The organism is Mycobacterium sp. NGS27 (assembly GCF_059813005.1).
In genome coordinates, this window is sequence record NZ_JCALDT010000004.1 from 180,583 (window position 1) to 196,050 (window position 15,468).

The following is a 15,468-nucleotide window of genomic DNA, read 5'->3' on the forward strand; positions in this document are numbered from 1 at the left end:
CGCGCGCCGGTGAGCCCGGCCACCGCTACGGACCGCCGCCCGCGGCATCGCGGCACCGCTCTGCGCGTCGCGGTGATGCCATGACCTGCCCGCCTGCTCGCCGTCGTCTGCCGCGCCGGGCCGACCCCCCGGATACGGTCGGATGTTGCCAGGTTATGAGCACGGTCGCGGCTCGGGCAAGCATGCGCGGGTCACTGGTGCGATCGGGCGGCCCGCCGGAAGGCAGACGCGCGGGGCGTTGCCGCGTGGAGCATTCGGCAAGCCTCAGGCGCTCTTCTGACTCGGCTGCAGCACGAAATCGACGACGATCGCGGCCACGTCGTCGATCGCGCGGCGAGCGATCACCTCATAGCCGTGGGTGCTCAGCGTGGGCAGGCACAGCAGGCCGGCGCGCGCGGTCAGCCCGTTCGCCTTTGAGTGCGAAGCGTCGGATTCGAACGCACCCAGCGCGGCCGCCTGCGGCGACAGCTCGCGGTCGGTGGCGATTTTGAGCAGCCGGTCGGCGACTTCTTTGTCGTAGACGCACAGGGCGTCGCTGTACCCGATGATAGGGCCGCCGGTGACGCTGGTGCTGTATTCGCGTTCGGTGGGGCCGACCTCCAGCGCCACGGTGAGGTCGCCGGGCAGGGTGGCGCTGGCGTAGGTGCCTCCCACCCCGCCGACCTCCTCGTTGGTGGTGAACACCAGGTACACGTCGTCGGCGGGGCGTTGCCCACGCTCGCGCAGTTGGCGTGCGGCGTGCAGCAGGGCGGTCACCGCGGCGCGGTCGTCGAGGAAGTAGGCGCCGACGAAGTCTCCGATCTCGACAACGGCTCTCTTGCTGCGGTCGACGCACACCCGGGTTCCGGCGTGCACCCCCGCGGCGGTCAGCTCGTCGCTGCTGCGGCCGGTGAACACGTAGACGTGATCCCAATCCAGCGCGCGGTCACCCTGGTCGGGTTTGGTCTCCCAGATTCGCGAGCTTTCCTGGGTGGTGTGCTCGGAGCCGAGAGTCAGTACGGCGGTGAGGGTTTCGTTGTCACCCAGCACGGCGACCGGACCCAGTCCGAAGTTGCCCGGGTACATGGTGCCCAGCTGCGTCAGGTGCAGTGTGCCATCGGATTCCACCCGTTTGACGATCATGGACAGCTCGTCCATGTGCGCCATGACCCGTGTGGCGGTGCCGGGGATGGACTCCGTGCGGTGGCGGTGGTTGGGCGCCCCGGCATCGCCGGCCGACGGGTTGGCGGCGACGTAGCCGATCAGGTTGCCGGCGTCATCAGTCCACATGTCGTCGACGACGGGTTGCAGTTCGCGGGCGATAACCGCGCGTACCTCGTCCTCCTGCCCGCACGGCCCGTAAGTCAACAACAGTTCTTGCAGCAGCTCATCGGCGTAGTCACGATCGCGGTCCGCCATCGAATCCTCTCCGTCATCGGGTTCGAAGGATCAGTACCCGCGTTGGTCTGCACCTACGCAACGGAAGGCGCGGATGCCGTCGAAGACAAGGCCCGTCAGCTCACGGCGTCCGGGTCTGCCAACGAGATCAGAATGTGCGACGGCGTAGGCCCGCCCTGATGCAATTGGTAGCGCCCCCCGGCCAACGCCCGGCGGGCCGGCTTGCTGGGCACCAGATGCGGAAAGTCATAGGTGGTGATCGTCAGGCACAGTCGATGGCCGGCGGCGATCAACGCCGCCGTCGGGAAGATCTCCACGTCGTAGCGGGTCACCTCCCCCGGCACGACGGGCTCGGCGGCCGATCGGGTGCTGAGGTGCTGCGGCCGCAGCACGGTGCCGTCTGGCAGGTACCAAGTGCGGTCGGGGTCCAGCTTTCGGTGCGACCCCAGTAGCGCGCCCTGCGTCAGCGGGCGGCTGGCCCCGTCGGGGGCGACGTCGTCGAGGTGGGCGACCCACAGTGTCTCGGTGGTGGTGGCCGTCGCGTGGATGGTCAGCGCGATCGGCCCGGCCACCAGCTTCGCCTCGCCGAACGGCTCGGTGGTGTAGGTCAATGCGCCGCGCTGCAGGCGGCGGTTGTCCTGGTCGTACCTGATGCTGCGGCCCCGTTGGGAGAACATGAAGCTGTTCAAACCCAGCGACCACTGCTCCAGGCTGCGACCGGACAGGGGTCCGCGCGCCACGTAGGTGATTGGCGCCGCGGTGCCTTCCGGCGACGCGTCCGGGCTCAGGCGGCCCGCGTCGGATAGATAGAAACGGGTGGGCGTCGCCTCGGCGAGGGGATAGTTGTCGGCGCGATACCACTGCGAGCTTCCAATCGCCTGAAAAGCCAACGGCTTTCCGCAGATGGCCGCGTCGGCGTCGTCCTTGAGCCAGCGGTTGAACCAACGCAACTGCAGCGCGTTGAGGTGCAGTCCGCCATGGTTGGACACGTGATACCAGGGGCCCATCATCAGTCGGATCCGATCCGATACCGGCTGGCCGGGTTCCATCGGTGCGTCCTGCGGCCGGCCCGCGGCCGCGTTCTGCAGGGCGGCGTAGTTCAGCGGCGCCCCGCGTTGGAACGCGTCGTGCCACCCGCCGACGAGGAAGGTCGCAACTCCGTTGGCCGCGACCTTGGATAGGACCAGCCCCGGACTCATCGCGTCCCAAAACGGGCCGTCAAAAGCGGTTTCACCCCCGGCGACGACCTCAGCGATCAGGGGTCGGAAATAGCGCCGCTGGTCGCGTCCGCGCTGCCGAACCGCGGCGAAGCCGCCCGAGCGCGGTCGCGCGTGACCGCCGCGCGCGAGCCACTCCAGGGTCGGGTTGACCACGTTGAGCAGCGTGTAGACGGAGCCGTATCCGCGAACCGCGTGCAGGTGCGGCACACCGCCCATCGTGGCGGCGTCGCGATAGAAATCCCGCGCCGCCATTACCGGGAAGATCGCTTTCAGCGGCGACTCCGGGCCGACCGCGGCCGCGGTGAACAGCTGGTTGATCGCAAGGTAGGACAGCCCGACCATGCCGACTCGGCCATTGGCATTGGGCAGCGTCGACGCCCACTGCACCAATTCCACGCCGTCCTGCGTCTGCCGCTCGCCGCACATCTCGAACGAACCGCCCGAGGATCCGGTCCCGCGAACGTCGACCATCACCTCGATGTAGCCGCGCTTGATCAGGTAGGGGGCCGCGCCGCCGCCGATCTGGGCGGCCGGCGGTGGCGCCTTCTTGCCATACGGCGTGATCGACAACAACACGGGAAACGGACCCGCCGCGGGCTGTCCGGTCTCGGGCACCGTGGGGTAATGGATGTCCGCCCGCAACTCGACACCGTCGGTCATCGGCACCGCGACGTTGTGACGGACGCCCACCCCGTACGACGCCGGGGGCGGCGTCCATTCCGGCGCGAACGGCGACGGGCTCGTCTGGCGAGCGCGTCGCCTCCGACGCGCGCGCCCCAATCGCCGACTGGCCATCAGAACGCGTTCTCCTCGGTCGGAAGACGGCTGGGATCCCGTCGCTCTCACCATCGGCAGCTCCCCCTGAGGCTCGCGGCCGCAGCGCCGCGAGATACCACAAGAACTTAGAGCAAGTCCTCCTGTGGAGGCAGAGGGGCATCGAGGCCGCCACGGTCCCCTAGCGGATTCGGCGGCGGGTTCTATCGGGGCATATGTCGGCCGACAGCAAACCCTTTGCGGTTTGCGCAATATTACACACACGTCAAAAGACAGCGATAACATCGGCTCACCGGCGGCAGTTTCTGCCACGGCTGTCTCTACCAGGAGAAAGGCGAACCGATGAGCGCAAGCAAGAAGAGGATGCTGAAAGCGGCCGCGCTGGTCACGGTGCTGACCGGTGTGATGCTGGGGTCGTCGGGCTGCATAGCAATCGAGCTTGGGGGCGCGCGGCCAATTCCCACTAGCTTCTGATCGCTAGCGCTTAGGCAATCGCGGCATTGGGCTGCGGACCTACGTCCGCGGCCCGGTGCCGGCGGCGATTCAAACCCTGTGTTCGCCCGCTGTGAAGCCGGTTGAAGCGCAGATCTTCTCGGCTTCGTGCCGCGGTGCGGCTCGGCGGCGGTCGACGCATAACTGGTAGCCTGTGTGGCACTGTGAGTTTCGGATTGAGCATGCCGTCACGATGGTTACGACGACGATCTGCGTTGGCCATCGTTGCCGCGCTGGCTCTCGTCGCCACCGTTTTTGGTTGCGGGGCGGTGCACGCCCAGGTGGCGGCCATCGCATCGCAGTCGTCCGCGGCGGCCCCGTTGGCCAGTCCGGAATCCAACCCGATGCCGTCAGCCGGCGCCGTGACGCCAGTCCGTCGGCTTGGCGTCGGATCGACCGTCAACGATGACAAAGCGTTCAGAAGCGCTGGCGTAAAGCGTGATCGGGCAACAACTTTGGCGCTTTCCACGCCACGATGGTCCGATTCTGCGACCCCGCCGTCGGTTGGCGCGACCTGGTCTGGGCAGCGGGCGGACCAGCCCGCACGAGCGCCGGTGCCCCGTTCCGCCGTACCCAATCTTTTGATTCAATTCTGCGTCGCCCGTTGCTGATTGAGCACGGCCGCTAGTCTGCGCCACAACGCCATTGCGGCAGGTTAGCGCTAGCCGGTACTAGCTGCAGCTCATTCGTGTCCGCGGCGATCGATGCCGTCTTCCGGATCTGGCTGAATGACGCCGTCGCGCGTTGCTGAGACACGCACATTACTCACCACTTGCTTTGCCGACCAACCGTTGTGGCCTACGTCGCCGGCTTCAATTCGACGCCGCCCACCGCCACATCGGTTAAAAGACTCAACCAAGAAACAGGGATAGACATGGACTTTGGGGCGCTACCACCAGAGATCAACTCCGGTCGAATGTACGCAGGGCCCGGACCCGCGACCTTACTGGCCGCCGCCACCAGCTGGGAGTCGCTGGCGGCCGAACTGGCGGAGGCCGCCAGCAGCTACCAGAGGGTGATCGCGAGCCTCACCGACGAGCCCTGGCTGGGGCCGGCGTCGATGTCGATGACGGCTGCCGTGATGCCCTTCATAGCCTGGATGACTGGGACCGCCGAACAATGTGGCCAGGCGGCCGCACAGGCGACGGCCGCCGCAGCAGCCTTCGAAACCGCCTATGCGATGACGGTGCCGCCCCCTCTGGTCGCGGCCAATCGCGTTCGCCTTCTGGCGTTGATTCAGACCAACATCTTCGGGCAGAACACCCCGGCCATCATGGCGACCGAGGCCGAGTACAGCGAGATGTGGGCCCAGGACGCCACCGCGATGTACGGCTACGCCACCAATTCCGCCGCGGCATCGAGACTTTCGCCGGTGCTCGCGCCGCCGCAGACGGCCAATCCGGCCGGCCTCACCGGTCACATCGGTGCCGTCACCCACGCAGCCGCCCACGCGGGCAGCAACACTACGACGCAATGGCTCTCCTCGGTGCCCCAAACTCTGCAAGGACTCTCCACCCCCGGCTCTTCCTCGAGCGCCGGATTGTCACAGGCGGCGATGGGCACCGGAGCGTCACTGGGGGCGTCGGGAGCGTCCGCGCCATTCAGTTCACTGTCGAGTTTGACCGGCGCCTCGGGCAAGGGGGCGGCGAAGAGCGCGAGCACCGGAGCGGGCGCGGCCTCGGGACTGGCCTCGGCGCTCGCTGCCGCACCCGCAGCGGACGGAGCCGCGGCCGGCCTGGCCTCCGAGGTGGCCGGCTATGGTGCCGACGGCGCCGGCCTCATCGCCGACGGCGGCGGCATCGGCATAGACCTCTACGGCCTGGATCTGGATTACCAGGGACTGGGACTGGACTACCAGGGATTGGCACTGGATGAAGCGGGCGCCGGTTCCATTTTAGGAGCCGAGGGCCGTGCCGGGATAGCGAGCATGGGAGGCGCGGCGGGCCTGGGAAACCTCGGCCCGCTGGCGGGGCTGGGCGAGGGGGCCTCGGCGAGCGTGGGCCAGGCCAGTTCGCTGAGCACCCTATCCGTGCCACCGAGTTGGGCGGCAACGGTTTCATCGGTCACCCCGCTGCATGCCCTCAACGGCGGCGCCATGCCGGGTGGATGGGCCGCCGCACCCGCACCCGGCACCGCTGTCTCCAAAGTGCCGCTGGGCGGCATGGTCGGTCGCGAATCGGAGGGCGCGGTTCAACGCGTCGGCATGCGCGTATCGCTCATTCCGCATTCGCCGGTGGCCGGGTAAGGCACCGAATCAGTCATCACGTTCGACTCCAAAGGAAATCGCCATGGCCAGCCCCAAGCCACCTGAGCCTCGGGCCCCGATCGGGACACGAAAACCGTTGCCCTTCACCACAAAAGCGCTGGCATGCGCCGGCCTAGTCTTAGCGTTCTTGACTTCGGCGCGGGCGCCTGCCGGCGCCGACCCAAGTCCGAGCGGCGACCCGAGTCCCTTCGGGGGCCTCAGCTGCAGCTGCAGCGAAACCGCCCCCGCAGACAGCTCATCCCTAGAACGACAGATCCGTCGGGGGATACGGCAAGGGCTCTCGATTGGGGGACGCGATTAGGACGTTCGCCTCGACGCAGATGGGCATGGACGGCGTTGTTCAAGTCAACGGCAGCGTGAGCAATGGCGAGGTGGTGGGTTGGCTCGACCCTCGGCCGGGTTCCTTGGTGAGCGCGAATACCGTGCTGTGTCCGAGGTCCCCAATCACCGCGGTGGTCGATGGCTTGACGGTGTCGGTGTCCATGGTTCCTGCGGGGCGGGGCCCCTTGGGATCTATAAGCCACATCTCGTAGACGCTGCCCGAGTGGGGCGGGGGCACGTTGTTCATGACGATGACGGCCGCGTTGCTGTGTTGGGATGACAGCATGGTCACGGTGCCGCCGCCGGGAAGTTGGGCGGTGGCGGTGCGAAGGTCCGGCGCGGCCAACACGTGTTCAGTCGTCGATGACGGCGGCGCCGGGCGCAGCGCCACGGTGATGCCCGTTGCGACCACCGCGGCGATGATAGCGGCTGCCGCCGCCAAAACCGCTGCACGCCAGTAGGTCCTACGTGGACTGGCCGGCAGGGCAACTTCGTTGAGTATCTTGGCTCGCAGCGCCGGCGAGGGTTCCAGCCGAGTCGTATCGGAGAGCGCCGCCATCGCCTCCCACACCGCCCGCACCTCTGCGTAGAACTCTTCGGCTTCAGATGAGGGGGCTGCGGCCACACGTCGTTCGATGTCCTCGCGTTCGCTGTCCGAGACAGCGTCCAGGGCGTAGGCGCTCGCCAGTTCGAGCAGCGGGGTGTCCATTGGATCGGTCATGGGATTTCCAAACAACGACGTAAGGCTCGCAACGCGTCGCGCATCCGAGATTTGACGGTCGAGGGGTTCTGCGTGAGCTGCTCCGCGACCTGGACGTAGGTCAGGCCTCGATAGTAGGCCAGCTCGATGCACTCGCGCTGCGTCGCAGTCAGCGCGTGGAGGCAACCGAGTACGCGATCACGCTCTTCGCGGGCGAGCGCCGTGTCCGCCACCACGTCGCTGGGGCGCTCGACATGGCTGGCACCGTAACGCGATTCGCGCTCCATGGCGGCCTGCTCGGATCGGACCCGATCGATGGCGCGCCGATGCGCCAGCATCAGCATCCATGCCAGCGCGCTTCCGGCGGCTGGGTCATAGTCGCCGGCGTTGCGCCAGATCTGCAGATAGAGCTCTTGGGTCGTTTCCTCGCTGTAGTTGGCATCACGCAGGATCTTGAAGATCAATCCGAACACCCGTGCGCGGGTCCGGTCGTAGAGCTGCGTAAACGCGTCGACGTCGTGCTCGGCGACACGGCGCAGCAACGCGTCGAGGTCGCCGCCGGTGCGCGCCGAACTGCCCATGGCGCGATAGCGTATCGGCTTTCGCGTCCGACGCTGCGCGTGCCGGGGCCGTGGCGCCATCCTGCGTGCCGAATTCGGCGCAGCACTGCCGGTCGCGTCCCCAGACCATGTCGTGAGGCTGGAGCGCGTCATCGGTCTGGTTACGGCGGATCGCATACCCGGTATTCGGCGCCGAACGGCATCCGGATGCAGACTTGCGCGGCTCGGACCCATCCGCGACGGCGACGTTTCCGAATGACTCATGACCGACCAACGATGGCGGCGCTGGGCCGCCCACCACGAAGGAGCCGAACGCAATGAGGAACGCTCGGGCAAGATCAGTCGCTGCCTCTGGCATGGCGGCGGCGGCGCTGGTAGCCGGCTTATCGGCATGTTCATCGAACAACTCGGCGTCTGGGACGACCACGGCCAGCAGCACGGCCGGCAGCATGGCCGCGTCCGTGACGACGTCCGTGACCGCCGATCCGGCGGCCGATCTGGTAGGCGCGGGCTGCGGGGACTACGCCAAGCAGAATCCGACCGGCCCCGGATCGGTCGCGGGCATGGCACAGGATCCTGTCGCCACGGCCGCCTCGAACAATCCAATGCTCACGACGCTGACGTCGGCGTTGTCGGGCAAACTGAACCCGCAGGTCAATCTCGTCGACACGCTCAACAACGGCCAGTACACGGTCTTCGCGCCGACCAACGCCGCTTTCGACAAACTGCCGGCGGGAACCATCGATAAGCTCAAGACCGACGCGGCGATGCTGAAAAGCATCCTGACGTATCACGTGGTTCAAGGGCAGACGAGTCCCAGCAAGATCGACGGCACCCATGCGACGCTGCAAGGCGCCAGCCTGGGCGTGACCGGCCAGGGCAACGATCTGAAGGTCAACGACGCGGGGTTGGTGTGCGGAGGGGTGCACACCGCAAACGCGACGGTGTACATGATCGACACGGTGCTGATGCCGCCCAGCCACTGAGTCCGCACGCCCACCAACCAAAGGCAGCCGGGCACAGCCCGGCTGCCTTTGGTCTGCCGTCGACTCGACGCGTCAGGCCATCCGCGAACGCTCCGGTAACGAATATCGGTCATGGTTACTCTTGCGTTGGTCGGCTTCCTCGGAGGCTTGATCACCGGCGTCTCGCCGTGCATCTTGCCGGTGTTACCGGTCATATTCTTCTCCGGCGCCGACCAAGGCTCCCCCAGCCAACGACAACATGCGCCCGAAGATTCCGGCACGTCAGTCATGACGAAAACGGCTCTCGCACAACGGTTCCGGCCCTACTGGGTGATCGGCGGCCTCGTGCTGAGCTTCAGCGCCGTCACGCTCGTCGGATCGGCGATGCTGTCCCTGCTGCACTTGCCGCAAGACGCCGTCCGATGGGCCGCGCTGGTCGCCCTGGTCGCGATCGGGCTCGGCCTGATCTTTCCGCGGTTCGAGCAGCTTCTCGAGAAGCCCTTCGCGCGCCTTCCCCAAAAGCAAACGCGTAACTACGGCAACGGATTCGCGCTCGGCCTGGCGCTGGGCGTACTCTACGTGCCCTGCGCCGGTCCGGTATTGGCCGCGATCATCGTGGCCGGCGCAACAGCGAAGATCGGCACCGCCACGATCGTGCTGACATGCGCTTTCGCGCTCGGCGCGGGACTCCCCTTGTTGTTGTTCGCGCTGGCAGGTCAGCAAGTGGCACAACGGGTGAGCGCGTTCCGGCGCCGCCAACGCCAGCTTCGCATCGCTGCGGGGATCGTGACGATCCTGCTCGCGGTGGCGCTGGTCTTCAATTTGCCCGCTCTGCTGCAACAGGCCATTCCCGACTACACGAGTCCGTTACAGGACAGAATCGCAAGCGATCACCGAATAGAAGAGAAGCTGAACTTGGGCGGGATCGTGAACGACGAGAACGCGCAGCTGTCACACTGCACCGACGGCGGCGCGCAGCTCGAAAGTTGCGGGCCCGCCCCCAGTCTCAAGGGCATCGTCGGCTGGCTCAACACACCCGGTAATCGACCGATCGACTTAAAAGCCTTGCGCGGCAAGGTTGTGCTGATCGATTTCTGGGCCTATTCGTGCATCAACTGCCAGCGCGCCATCCCCCACGTCGTCAACTGGTTCAAGGCCTACCACGACAATCTCGAAGTCATTGGAGTGCATACCCCCGAGTACGCGTTCGAGAAGGAGCCCGCCAACGTCGCCAAGGGCGCGGCAGACCTCGGCATCACCTACCCCATCGCGCTCGACAACGGCTATGCGACGTGGACCAACTACCGCAATCGCTACTGGCCGGCGGAATATCTGATCGACGCCACCGGTTCGGTGCGACACATCAAGTTCGGTGAAGGTGGCTACAGCAACACCGAGAAGCTCATCCGGCAGTTGATCGTCGACGCCGACCCAGGAGTCAAGCTTCCGCCCCCGCGAGACACCGCACAGGACAACCCCCCGCGGCAAAACACCACCCCCGAGACGTACTTCGGCGTCGGCAAGGTGGTCAACTATCGCGGCACCGGCCAATATGACGAGGGCGCAATGGTATTCGACTACCCACCGCATCTTCCCGCCGACAGCTTCGCCTTGCGCGGCCCATGGTCGCTGGATTACCAAGGCGCAACAGCCAACAGCGACGAGTCCAGCATCGAACTCAACTACCACGCCAAAAACGTCTATCTCGTCGCCGGCGGGACGGGCACCATCACCGTGACCCGAGGCGGACAGTCCAAAGCCATAGCCATCGCCGGCCCGCCGACATCGCACCTGCTGGTGGCGGACGACCACACCCAAACCGCGACGCTGCAGGTGCGCCTCACCAAGGGACTCCAGGCGTTCTCCTTCACGTACGGCTGATCGACGCTCGTCAATCCCCTGACCAATCCGAACCCGCCGCGGCTCCGAATCACCGATGCCACTGCGAACACGGCGCATGGCTGTCGACCAGAATCAAGGAGCAAACACGATGAAGATGTCCAAATCGCCATTGACGGCCGCAGGCCTGACAGCGGCGACCATCGTTGGATTTGCCGTTGCCACCGCACCGATGGCAACGGCGGCTGACTTAGTCGGACCCGGATGCGCAGACTATGCGAACGCACATCCCGCCGGACCCGCCTCCGTGCAGGGGATGTCGCAAGACCCCGTCGCGGTCGCAGCTTCCCACAACCCGATGCTCACCACGTTGACCGCCGCGGTCTCCGGACAGCTCAACCCACAGGTGAACTTGGTGGACACCCTGAACAACGGCCAGTACACGGTTTTCGCACCGACCGATGACGCGTTCGCCAAGTTGCCGGCCTCGACGATCGACGAACTCAAGACGAACTCCTCGATGCTGACCAGCATCCTGACCTACCACGTCGTCCAAGGTCAGATGAGTCCGGCCAAGATCATCGGCAGCCACAAGACCCTGCAGGGCGCAGATCTGAACGTCACCGGCCAGGCCAACACCCTGAGCGTCAACAACGCCGGTGTGGTGTGCGGCGGGGTGCCTACCGCCAACGCGACGGTCTACATGATCGACACCGTCTTGATGCCGCCGGCCTGACTTCCCACCGGCAGTCATGCCGCACCGGCCGCGACGCCGCTAAGCGGCGATGGCCAAATAGGCTTGAATCGTCGTGCCGATCGCGGTGGTATGCGTCCGTACGAGGTCGGCGACCGCATTCACCAGCAACAGGCCTCGGCCGCGCTGCGCGGTCGGCTGACGGTGGCCGCCGAGGGGATCGTCGAACCGGCCGGTATCGCTGGCCTCGCAGACGAGATGGCGGCCGTGCTGCCACAACGCCAGGCGGCAGGCGCTGCTGGTGTGTTGCAGGCTGTTGGTGGCCAGTTCGGTGGTGATCAGCAGCAAGTCGCTGATCCGCCTGCTGGGCAAGCCGAGCCACGTAGCGTAGCTGACAGCAAACGATCGCGCGAGGTTCAGATCGGCGAGGCGTTCGACCGTGTAGGTCCGTGCCGCAGGGTTGGTGGGCAGCGGCCGATTGTAGCGAGCCAGCGCCTCTTTGGGCGCGTAGTCGTCGCTGTCCACCGACGCCCCGTCCTGCAACAGCAGGGGGTGGGTAGCGCGGGCGTCGGCAAGTGTTTGGGCGTCGAGCCGGCCGGCGTTGTACGGGCATAGGCCGGTCACCTCGTAACCGTCGAACGCAAGATTGCACAGGGCTTCAAGCCGCACACAGGCGGGATACTCAAGCTGACTGCGCCCCGCCCAGACACATTCGCCGACCAGGCGCACCCGTCGACCCGGATACTTTGCGACGAAATTGCCGAACAGCCCGATCATGCGCCCCGGGTTGCGGCCCACCTCGGCCATATCGACCAGCGTCACCCCGGCGGCGTCGGTGCCCAGTGCGTCGTGCAACACATCCAAGTTGTATTTCGGCACAGCAACCAAAACCGGCTCATCGTTCGCCAAGCCGTCGACGATGTAGGGTGCGGTCGAATCGATGTAGTGCTGTTCAGAACGATAGAACAACGCGTGATGACGTACGCCGCGTGCGCCGCCAAATGGATCGTCGATCATCAAATCCGTTGTACCTCAACTGCACTCGCGCTGCGGGCAACCCCCGCGACGACTACGCCGTCGGCGCCCGATATCCCAGTACCGTCACCTGCACGGGACCTCCCGGGAAGGCGCGAACCGCCACCAGAGGAGAATCCGGTCGAGTCGCTTGCCGTCATTCGCCAGGATCAGCGGCGGCGTGCACCGCGGCTTCTGCGTCATCCCAAGTGGGATACAACGCAATAACCTTGTGCAACTGCGGGCGGTTCTGGTCCAAAGGGGGTTACCTCCCACCCTCTTGAGATACGGCTAGCTGGGCCAATAGCGCAGCCACGCGACGTTCTATCTCGTCGCGGATCGGTCGTACTGCTTCAAGGGGTTGGCCGGCGGGGTCGGGTAGCGTCCAGTCTTCGTAGCGTCGTCCGGGCAGGATCGGGCAGGTGTCGCCGCATCCCATGGTCACGACGACATCGACGGCTTCGAGCATGTCTGTGGTCCATCGCTTGGGCTGCTCGGCGGCGATGTCGATGCCCTTTTCTGCCATGGCAGCGATGGCTACCGGGTTTACGTCGCTGGCTGGTTGCGACCCGCCCGAGTAGACGGTTACCTAGTCACCGACGAAATGCTTGAAGAAACCCATGGTCATCTGGGAGCGCCCCGCGTTGTGCGTGCATAGGAAAAGCACGGCAGGTTTGCCGGAGCTGCCAGTCCTCGGATGACTTGACCTAATGTGACCGACAGTCGCGGGTCACCATCGGTGTATCGGCGCCGCAAGGCCAGTGAGACGTAGACCAGACCGACGAGGACGGGCACCTCGATAAGTGGGCCGACGACACCGGCGAGTGCTTGGCCCGAGGTGGCCCCATAGGTAGCGATGGCGACGGCGATGGCTAGCTCAAAGTTGTTGCCAGCGGCGGTAAATGCCAGCGTGGTAGTGCGTTGGTAGCCCAGGCCAAGCATCGTGCCCAGGGCGTACCCGCCGACCCACATGATGGCGAAGTAGGCCAGCAGAGGTAGGGCGATGCGAGCCACATCGATTGGGCGGCTGATGATCTGGTCACCTTGTAGCGCGAAGAGGATCACGATGGTGAACAGCAGCCCGTAGAGCGCCCAAGGGCCGATCTTGGGCAGCGCCGTGGTCTCGTACCAGCTTCGACCCCTAGCCCTTTCGCCAAAGCGTCGCGACAGATACCCAGCAATCAGCGGGATGCCTAAGAAGATCAGTACCGACTTGGCGATCTGGCAGGGCGATGTGGTGATGGTGGTCTGGGGCAGGCCGAGCCAGCCGGGTAGCACTGACAGATAAAACCAACCGAGCGCGGCGAACATGACGACTTGGAAGATCGAATTCAGGGCCACAAGTACCGCTGCGGCTTCGCGGTCGCCGCATGCGAGGTCGTTCCAGATCATGACCATCGCGATGCATCGGGCCAGGCCGACGATGATGAGCCCCGTCCGATACTCGGGCAGATCGGGTAGTAAGAGCCACGCCAAAGCGAACATTAACGCCGGGCCAAGTACCCAGTTCAACAGCAGCGAACTGAGTAGAAGCCTGCGGTCGGCGGTCACCGTGTCGAGGCGGTTGTAGCGGACCTTGGCCAGGACCGGATACATCATGACCAGCAAGCCCAGTGCGATAGGCAACGAAATCCCGTCTACCTGAACGTGATTGAGGGCTGCATTGAAGCTCGGTACGAACCAACCTAGAAGCAGTCCCGTCGCCATAGCGATGCCGATCCAGACCGGCAGAAAACGGTCGAGCACCGAAAGTTGTTTGACGACCGCCGTATGTTCGGGATGCTGCACAGTTTGGGTCACGACCGTGCGCCCACCGCGTCATCGCTGCCGGTTCCACAACACAGACCGCCGTTAGCGGCGTTCTGCGGCTCCGGGCCAAAGGATTCCGCATCGGCCAACACCGTGTACACCTCCCACTTTTCCCCGGCGGGTCCAGTCACCCAAACCTTGTCTTGTGTGGCAAAGCAGCATGTTGTCCCCATCTCTTCCTCAGTGAACACGCCCTCGCCGGCCAGACGGGCGATCTCAGCGTGAACGGCGTCGCTGGACTCCACTTCCACGCCAAGGTGGTTGAGAGTTCCGGCATGGCCGGGGTTTTCGATGAGGACCAGCTTTAACGGCGGCTCTGCCACCGCGAAGTTGGCGTAGCCCTGTTTGACTTTGGTGGGCGTTGTGTTGAACAGCTTCGAGTAAAAGGTAATCGCCTCGTCGAGGTCGTTGACATTGAGCGCAACTTGAGTCCGTGACATGGCTGATTTCTACCTCTGTGGCTTATGTCGAACTTGTAGTATTCCCGATACTGCCACCTCTTTGATATATGTCAAGAAGGTATGGCAGGATGTTTTGCATGCCGAAGACGTTGCCGGTGGTGGATATGTCCGCTCCAGTGTGCTGCTCTCCGGTGGCGGCTGGTCCGGTGGACGACCATGCGGCGTTGGACATTGCGCTGCGCCTCAAGGCGCTGGCCGACCCGGCACGGGTCAAGCTGGTCTCATTCCTGTTCTGCGCCAAGGCCGGCGAGATGTGCAGTAGCGACCTGGCGGCATCGGTCGGGCTCAGTGAATCGACTGTCAGCCATCATTTAGCCCAGCTACGCCGGGCCGGGATCGTGGAGTCCGAACGACGGGGCATGAATGTCTATCACCGTCCGCGTCGCGAGTCCCTGGCGGCACTGTGCGTGGTGCTCGACCCGGATTGTTGCCGCTAGGAGCCGCCAACGCCCCCTGTAGACGCTTGGCCGGCCTGCTCGCCGAGAACTCGATATAAGACAGTGGCGCGGCTGATGCAGAGACGGAAGTAATCCCTCGGCATCCCGATTCGACTCAGCGATGAGAAACTACGACGCCAGCACCGGGCCACACTTTCACAGCGACCATAACAATCCGCACGGAAACCAGGCAAGCCACCCATACGGCGAACCTCCGCATTCCGATGGTCACGACCACCGTTGTGAATGCCAGGCCGAAGGCAACACTTCCCGGCCAGCCCTGTGAACTGCTCAAACTCTGTGGAGCTAAGGGGAATCGAACCCCTGACCTAGTCGATGCGAACGAGTCGAAAACCGCCCACCTGCGCGTTTGTTGATTCAAGCTCTTGGCTGTGCACCATCGTCGCAGGTCACAGCGTTGGGACTGACGGTTGCCGAAAGTCGGCTCAAACTCCGCGATGATTTACTGCGGGCCGGACTGCGGGCCGGGGCCATCCTGACAGCGGGCCAGCAAACACACAGGGCGGGCGTCGCCGATC

12 protein-coding genes and 2 pseudogenes are annotated in these 15,468 nt (G+C 65.2%); 6 read left to right on the plus strand and 8 right to left on the minus strand.

Annotation, left to right across the window (positions count from 1 at the left end; all coding sequences use genetic code 11):
* Positions 1 to 264 precede the first annotated feature (264 nt).
* Both AC5Y30_RS12325 and AC5Y30_RS12330 read right to left on the minus strand, forming a co-directional pair.
* Positions 265 to 1,398 carry a M42 family metallopeptidase gene (locus AC5Y30_RS12325; protein ID WP_499918442.1) on the minus strand — a complete coding sequence of 378 codons (1,134 nt, stop codon included), beginning with the start codon at positions 1,396 to 1,398 and terminating at the stop codon, positions 265 to 267.
* A 95-nt stretch (positions 1,399 to 1,493) separates the two neighbouring features.
* Positions 1,494 to 3,287 (minus strand): CocE/NonD family hydrolase, encoded by a 1,794-nt coding sequence (locus AC5Y30_RS12330; RefSeq protein ID WP_499919003.1) that lies wholly within the window; start codon positions 3,285 to 3,287, stop codon positions 1,494 to 1,496.
* A 426-nt stretch (positions 3,288 to 3,713) separates the two neighbouring features.
* Here AC5Y30_RS12330 and AC5Y30_RS12335 point away from each other — a divergent pair, with 426 nt between their 5' ends.
* Both AC5Y30_RS12335 and AC5Y30_RS12340 read left to right on the plus strand, forming a co-directional pair.
* Positions 3,714 to 3,845: a hypothetical protein gene (locus AC5Y30_RS12335; RefSeq protein ID WP_499918443.1), complete on the plus strand. Its 132-nt coding sequence runs from the start codon at positions 3,714 to 3,716 to the stop codon at positions 3,843 to 3,845.
* A gap of 892 nt (positions 3,846 to 4,737) precedes the next feature.
* Positions 4,738 to 6,108, plus strand: coding sequence for a PPE family protein (locus AC5Y30_RS12340; RefSeq protein ID WP_499918444.1), 1,371 nt, complete (start codon positions 4,738 to 4,740; stop codon positions 6,106 to 6,108).
* Positions 6,109 to 6,469: 361 nt separating this feature from the next.
* Here the strand turns inward: AC5Y30_RS12340 and AC5Y30_RS12345 are convergent, their stop codons facing one another.
* Entirely contained in the window at positions 6,470 to 7,171 is a 702-nt protein-coding gene (locus tag AC5Y30_RS12345; protein WP_499918445.1) for an anti-sigma factor, read from the minus strand.
* Positions 7,168 to 7,731 carry an ECF RNA polymerase sigma factor SigK gene (sigK, locus tag AC5Y30_RS12350; RefSeq protein WP_499918446.1) on the minus strand — a complete coding sequence of 188 codons (564 nt, stop codon included), beginning with the start codon at positions 7,729 to 7,731 and terminating at the stop codon, positions 7,168 to 7,170. Before sigK ends, AC5Y30_RS12345 begins: the two co-directional genes overlap by 4 nt.
* Positions 7,732 to 8,027: 296 nt before the next feature.
* Here sigK and AC5Y30_RS12355 point away from each other — a divergent pair, with 296 nt between their 5' ends.
* The 3 genes from AC5Y30_RS12355 (at position 8,028) to AC5Y30_RS12365 (ending at position 11,250) form a co-directional block, all read left to right on the plus strand.
* Positions 8,028 to 8,696: a fasciclin domain-containing protein gene (locus tag AC5Y30_RS12355; RefSeq protein ID WP_499918447.1), complete on the plus strand. Its 669-nt coding sequence runs from the start codon at positions 8,028 to 8,030 to the stop codon at positions 8,694 to 8,696.
* A gap of 111 nt (positions 8,697 to 8,807) precedes the next feature.
* Positions 8,808 to 10,556: a cytochrome c biogenesis protein DipZ gene (locus AC5Y30_RS12360; RefSeq protein ID WP_499918448.1), complete on the plus strand. Its 1,749-nt coding sequence runs from the start codon at positions 8,808 to 8,810 to the stop codon at positions 10,554 to 10,556.
* 115 nt (positions 10,557 to 10,671) lie between these two features.
* A complete protein-coding gene (locus AC5Y30_RS12365; protein WP_499919004.1) occupies positions 10,672 to 11,250 on the plus strand; it encodes a fasciclin domain-containing protein in 579 nt (192 codons plus the stop codon).
* Positions 11,251 to 11,289: 39 nt separating this feature from the next.
* On the opposite strand, the gene AC5Y30_RS12370 is transcribed toward AC5Y30_RS12365, so the two are convergent.
* The 4 genes and pseudogenes from AC5Y30_RS12370 to AC5Y30_RS12385 all read right to left on the minus strand — a co-directional run bounded on the left by AC5Y30_RS12370 (position 11,290) and on the right by AC5Y30_RS12385 (position 14,471).
* On the minus strand, positions 11,290 to 12,225 hold the full coding sequence (locus AC5Y30_RS12370) for an anti-sigma factor RsbA family regulatory protein (protein ID WP_499918449.1): 936 nt from the start codon (positions 12,223 to 12,225) through the stop codon (positions 11,290 to 11,292).
* A gap of 262 nt (positions 12,226 to 12,487) precedes the next feature.
* Positions 12,488 to 12,907 (minus strand): annotated as a pseudogene (locus tag AC5Y30_RS12375) (arsenate reductase ArsC); the annotation flags it as partial.
* A 58-nt stretch (positions 12,908 to 12,965) separates the two neighbouring features.
* Positions 12,966 to 14,022: pseudogene (gene arsB / locus AC5Y30_RS12380) on the minus strand (ACR3 family arsenite efflux transporter); the annotation flags it as partial.
* Entirely contained in the window at positions 14,019 to 14,471 is a 453-nt protein-coding gene (locus AC5Y30_RS12385; RefSeq protein ID WP_499918450.1) for an ArsI/CadI family heavy metal resistance metalloenzyme, read from the minus strand. The gene AC5Y30_RS12385 and the pseudogene arsB, both read right to left, overlap by 4 nt.
* Positions 14,472 to 14,569: 98 nt before the next feature.
* Between AC5Y30_RS12385 and AC5Y30_RS12390 the strand changes: the two genes are divergently transcribed.
* Positions 14,570 to 14,929: an Rv2640c family ArsR-like transcriptional regulator gene (locus AC5Y30_RS12390; protein WP_499918451.1), complete on the plus strand. Its 360-nt coding sequence runs from the start codon at positions 14,570 to 14,572 to the stop codon at positions 14,927 to 14,929.
* The last annotated feature ends 539 nt before the right edge of the window (positions 14,930 to 15,468 follow it).

Excerpts from the sequence above, each read along its gene's own strand:
- AC5Y30_RS12325 (WP_499918442.1), bottom strand. The coding sequence starts at position 1,398 with ATGGCGGACCGCGATCGTGACTACGCCGATGAGCTGCTGCAAGAACTG.
- AC5Y30_RS12335 (WP_499918443.1), top strand. The coding sequence starts at position 3,714 with ATGAGCGCAAGCAAGAAGAGGATGCTGAAAGCGGCCGCGCTGGTCACG.
- AC5Y30_RS12340 (WP_499918444.1), top strand. The coding sequence starts at position 4,738 with ATGGACTTTGGGGCGCTACCACCAGAGATCAACTCCGGTCGAATGTAC.
- AC5Y30_RS12345 (WP_499918445.1), bottom strand. The coding sequence starts at position 7,171 with ATGACCGATCCAATGGACACCCCGCTGCTCGAACTGGCGAGCGCCTAC.
- sigK (WP_499918446.1), bottom strand. The coding sequence starts at position 7,731 with ATGGGCAGTTCGGCGCGCACCGGCGGCGACCTCGACGCGTTGCTGCGC.
- AC5Y30_RS12355 (WP_499918447.1), top strand. The coding sequence starts at position 8,028 with ATGAGGAACGCTCGGGCAAGATCAGTCGCTGCCTCTGGCATGGCGGCG.
- AC5Y30_RS12360 (WP_499918448.1), top strand. The coding sequence starts at position 8,808 with ATGGTTACTCTTGCGTTGGTCGGCTTCCTCGGAGGCTTGATCACCGGC.
- AC5Y30_RS12365 (WP_499919004.1), top strand. The coding sequence starts at position 10,672 with ATGTCCAAATCGCCATTGACGGCCGCAGGCCTGACAGCGGCGACCATC.
- AC5Y30_RS12370 (WP_499918449.1), bottom strand. The coding sequence starts at position 12,225 with ATGATCGACGATCCATTTGGCGGCGCACGCGGCGTACGTCATCACGCG.
- AC5Y30_RS12385 (WP_499918450.1), bottom strand. The coding sequence starts at position 14,471 with ATGTCACGGACTCAAGTTGCGCTCAATGTCAACGACCTCGACGAGGCG.
- AC5Y30_RS12390 (WP_499918451.1), top strand. The coding sequence starts at position 14,570 with ATGCCGAAGACGTTGCCGGTGGTGGATATGTCCGCTCCAGTGTGCTGC.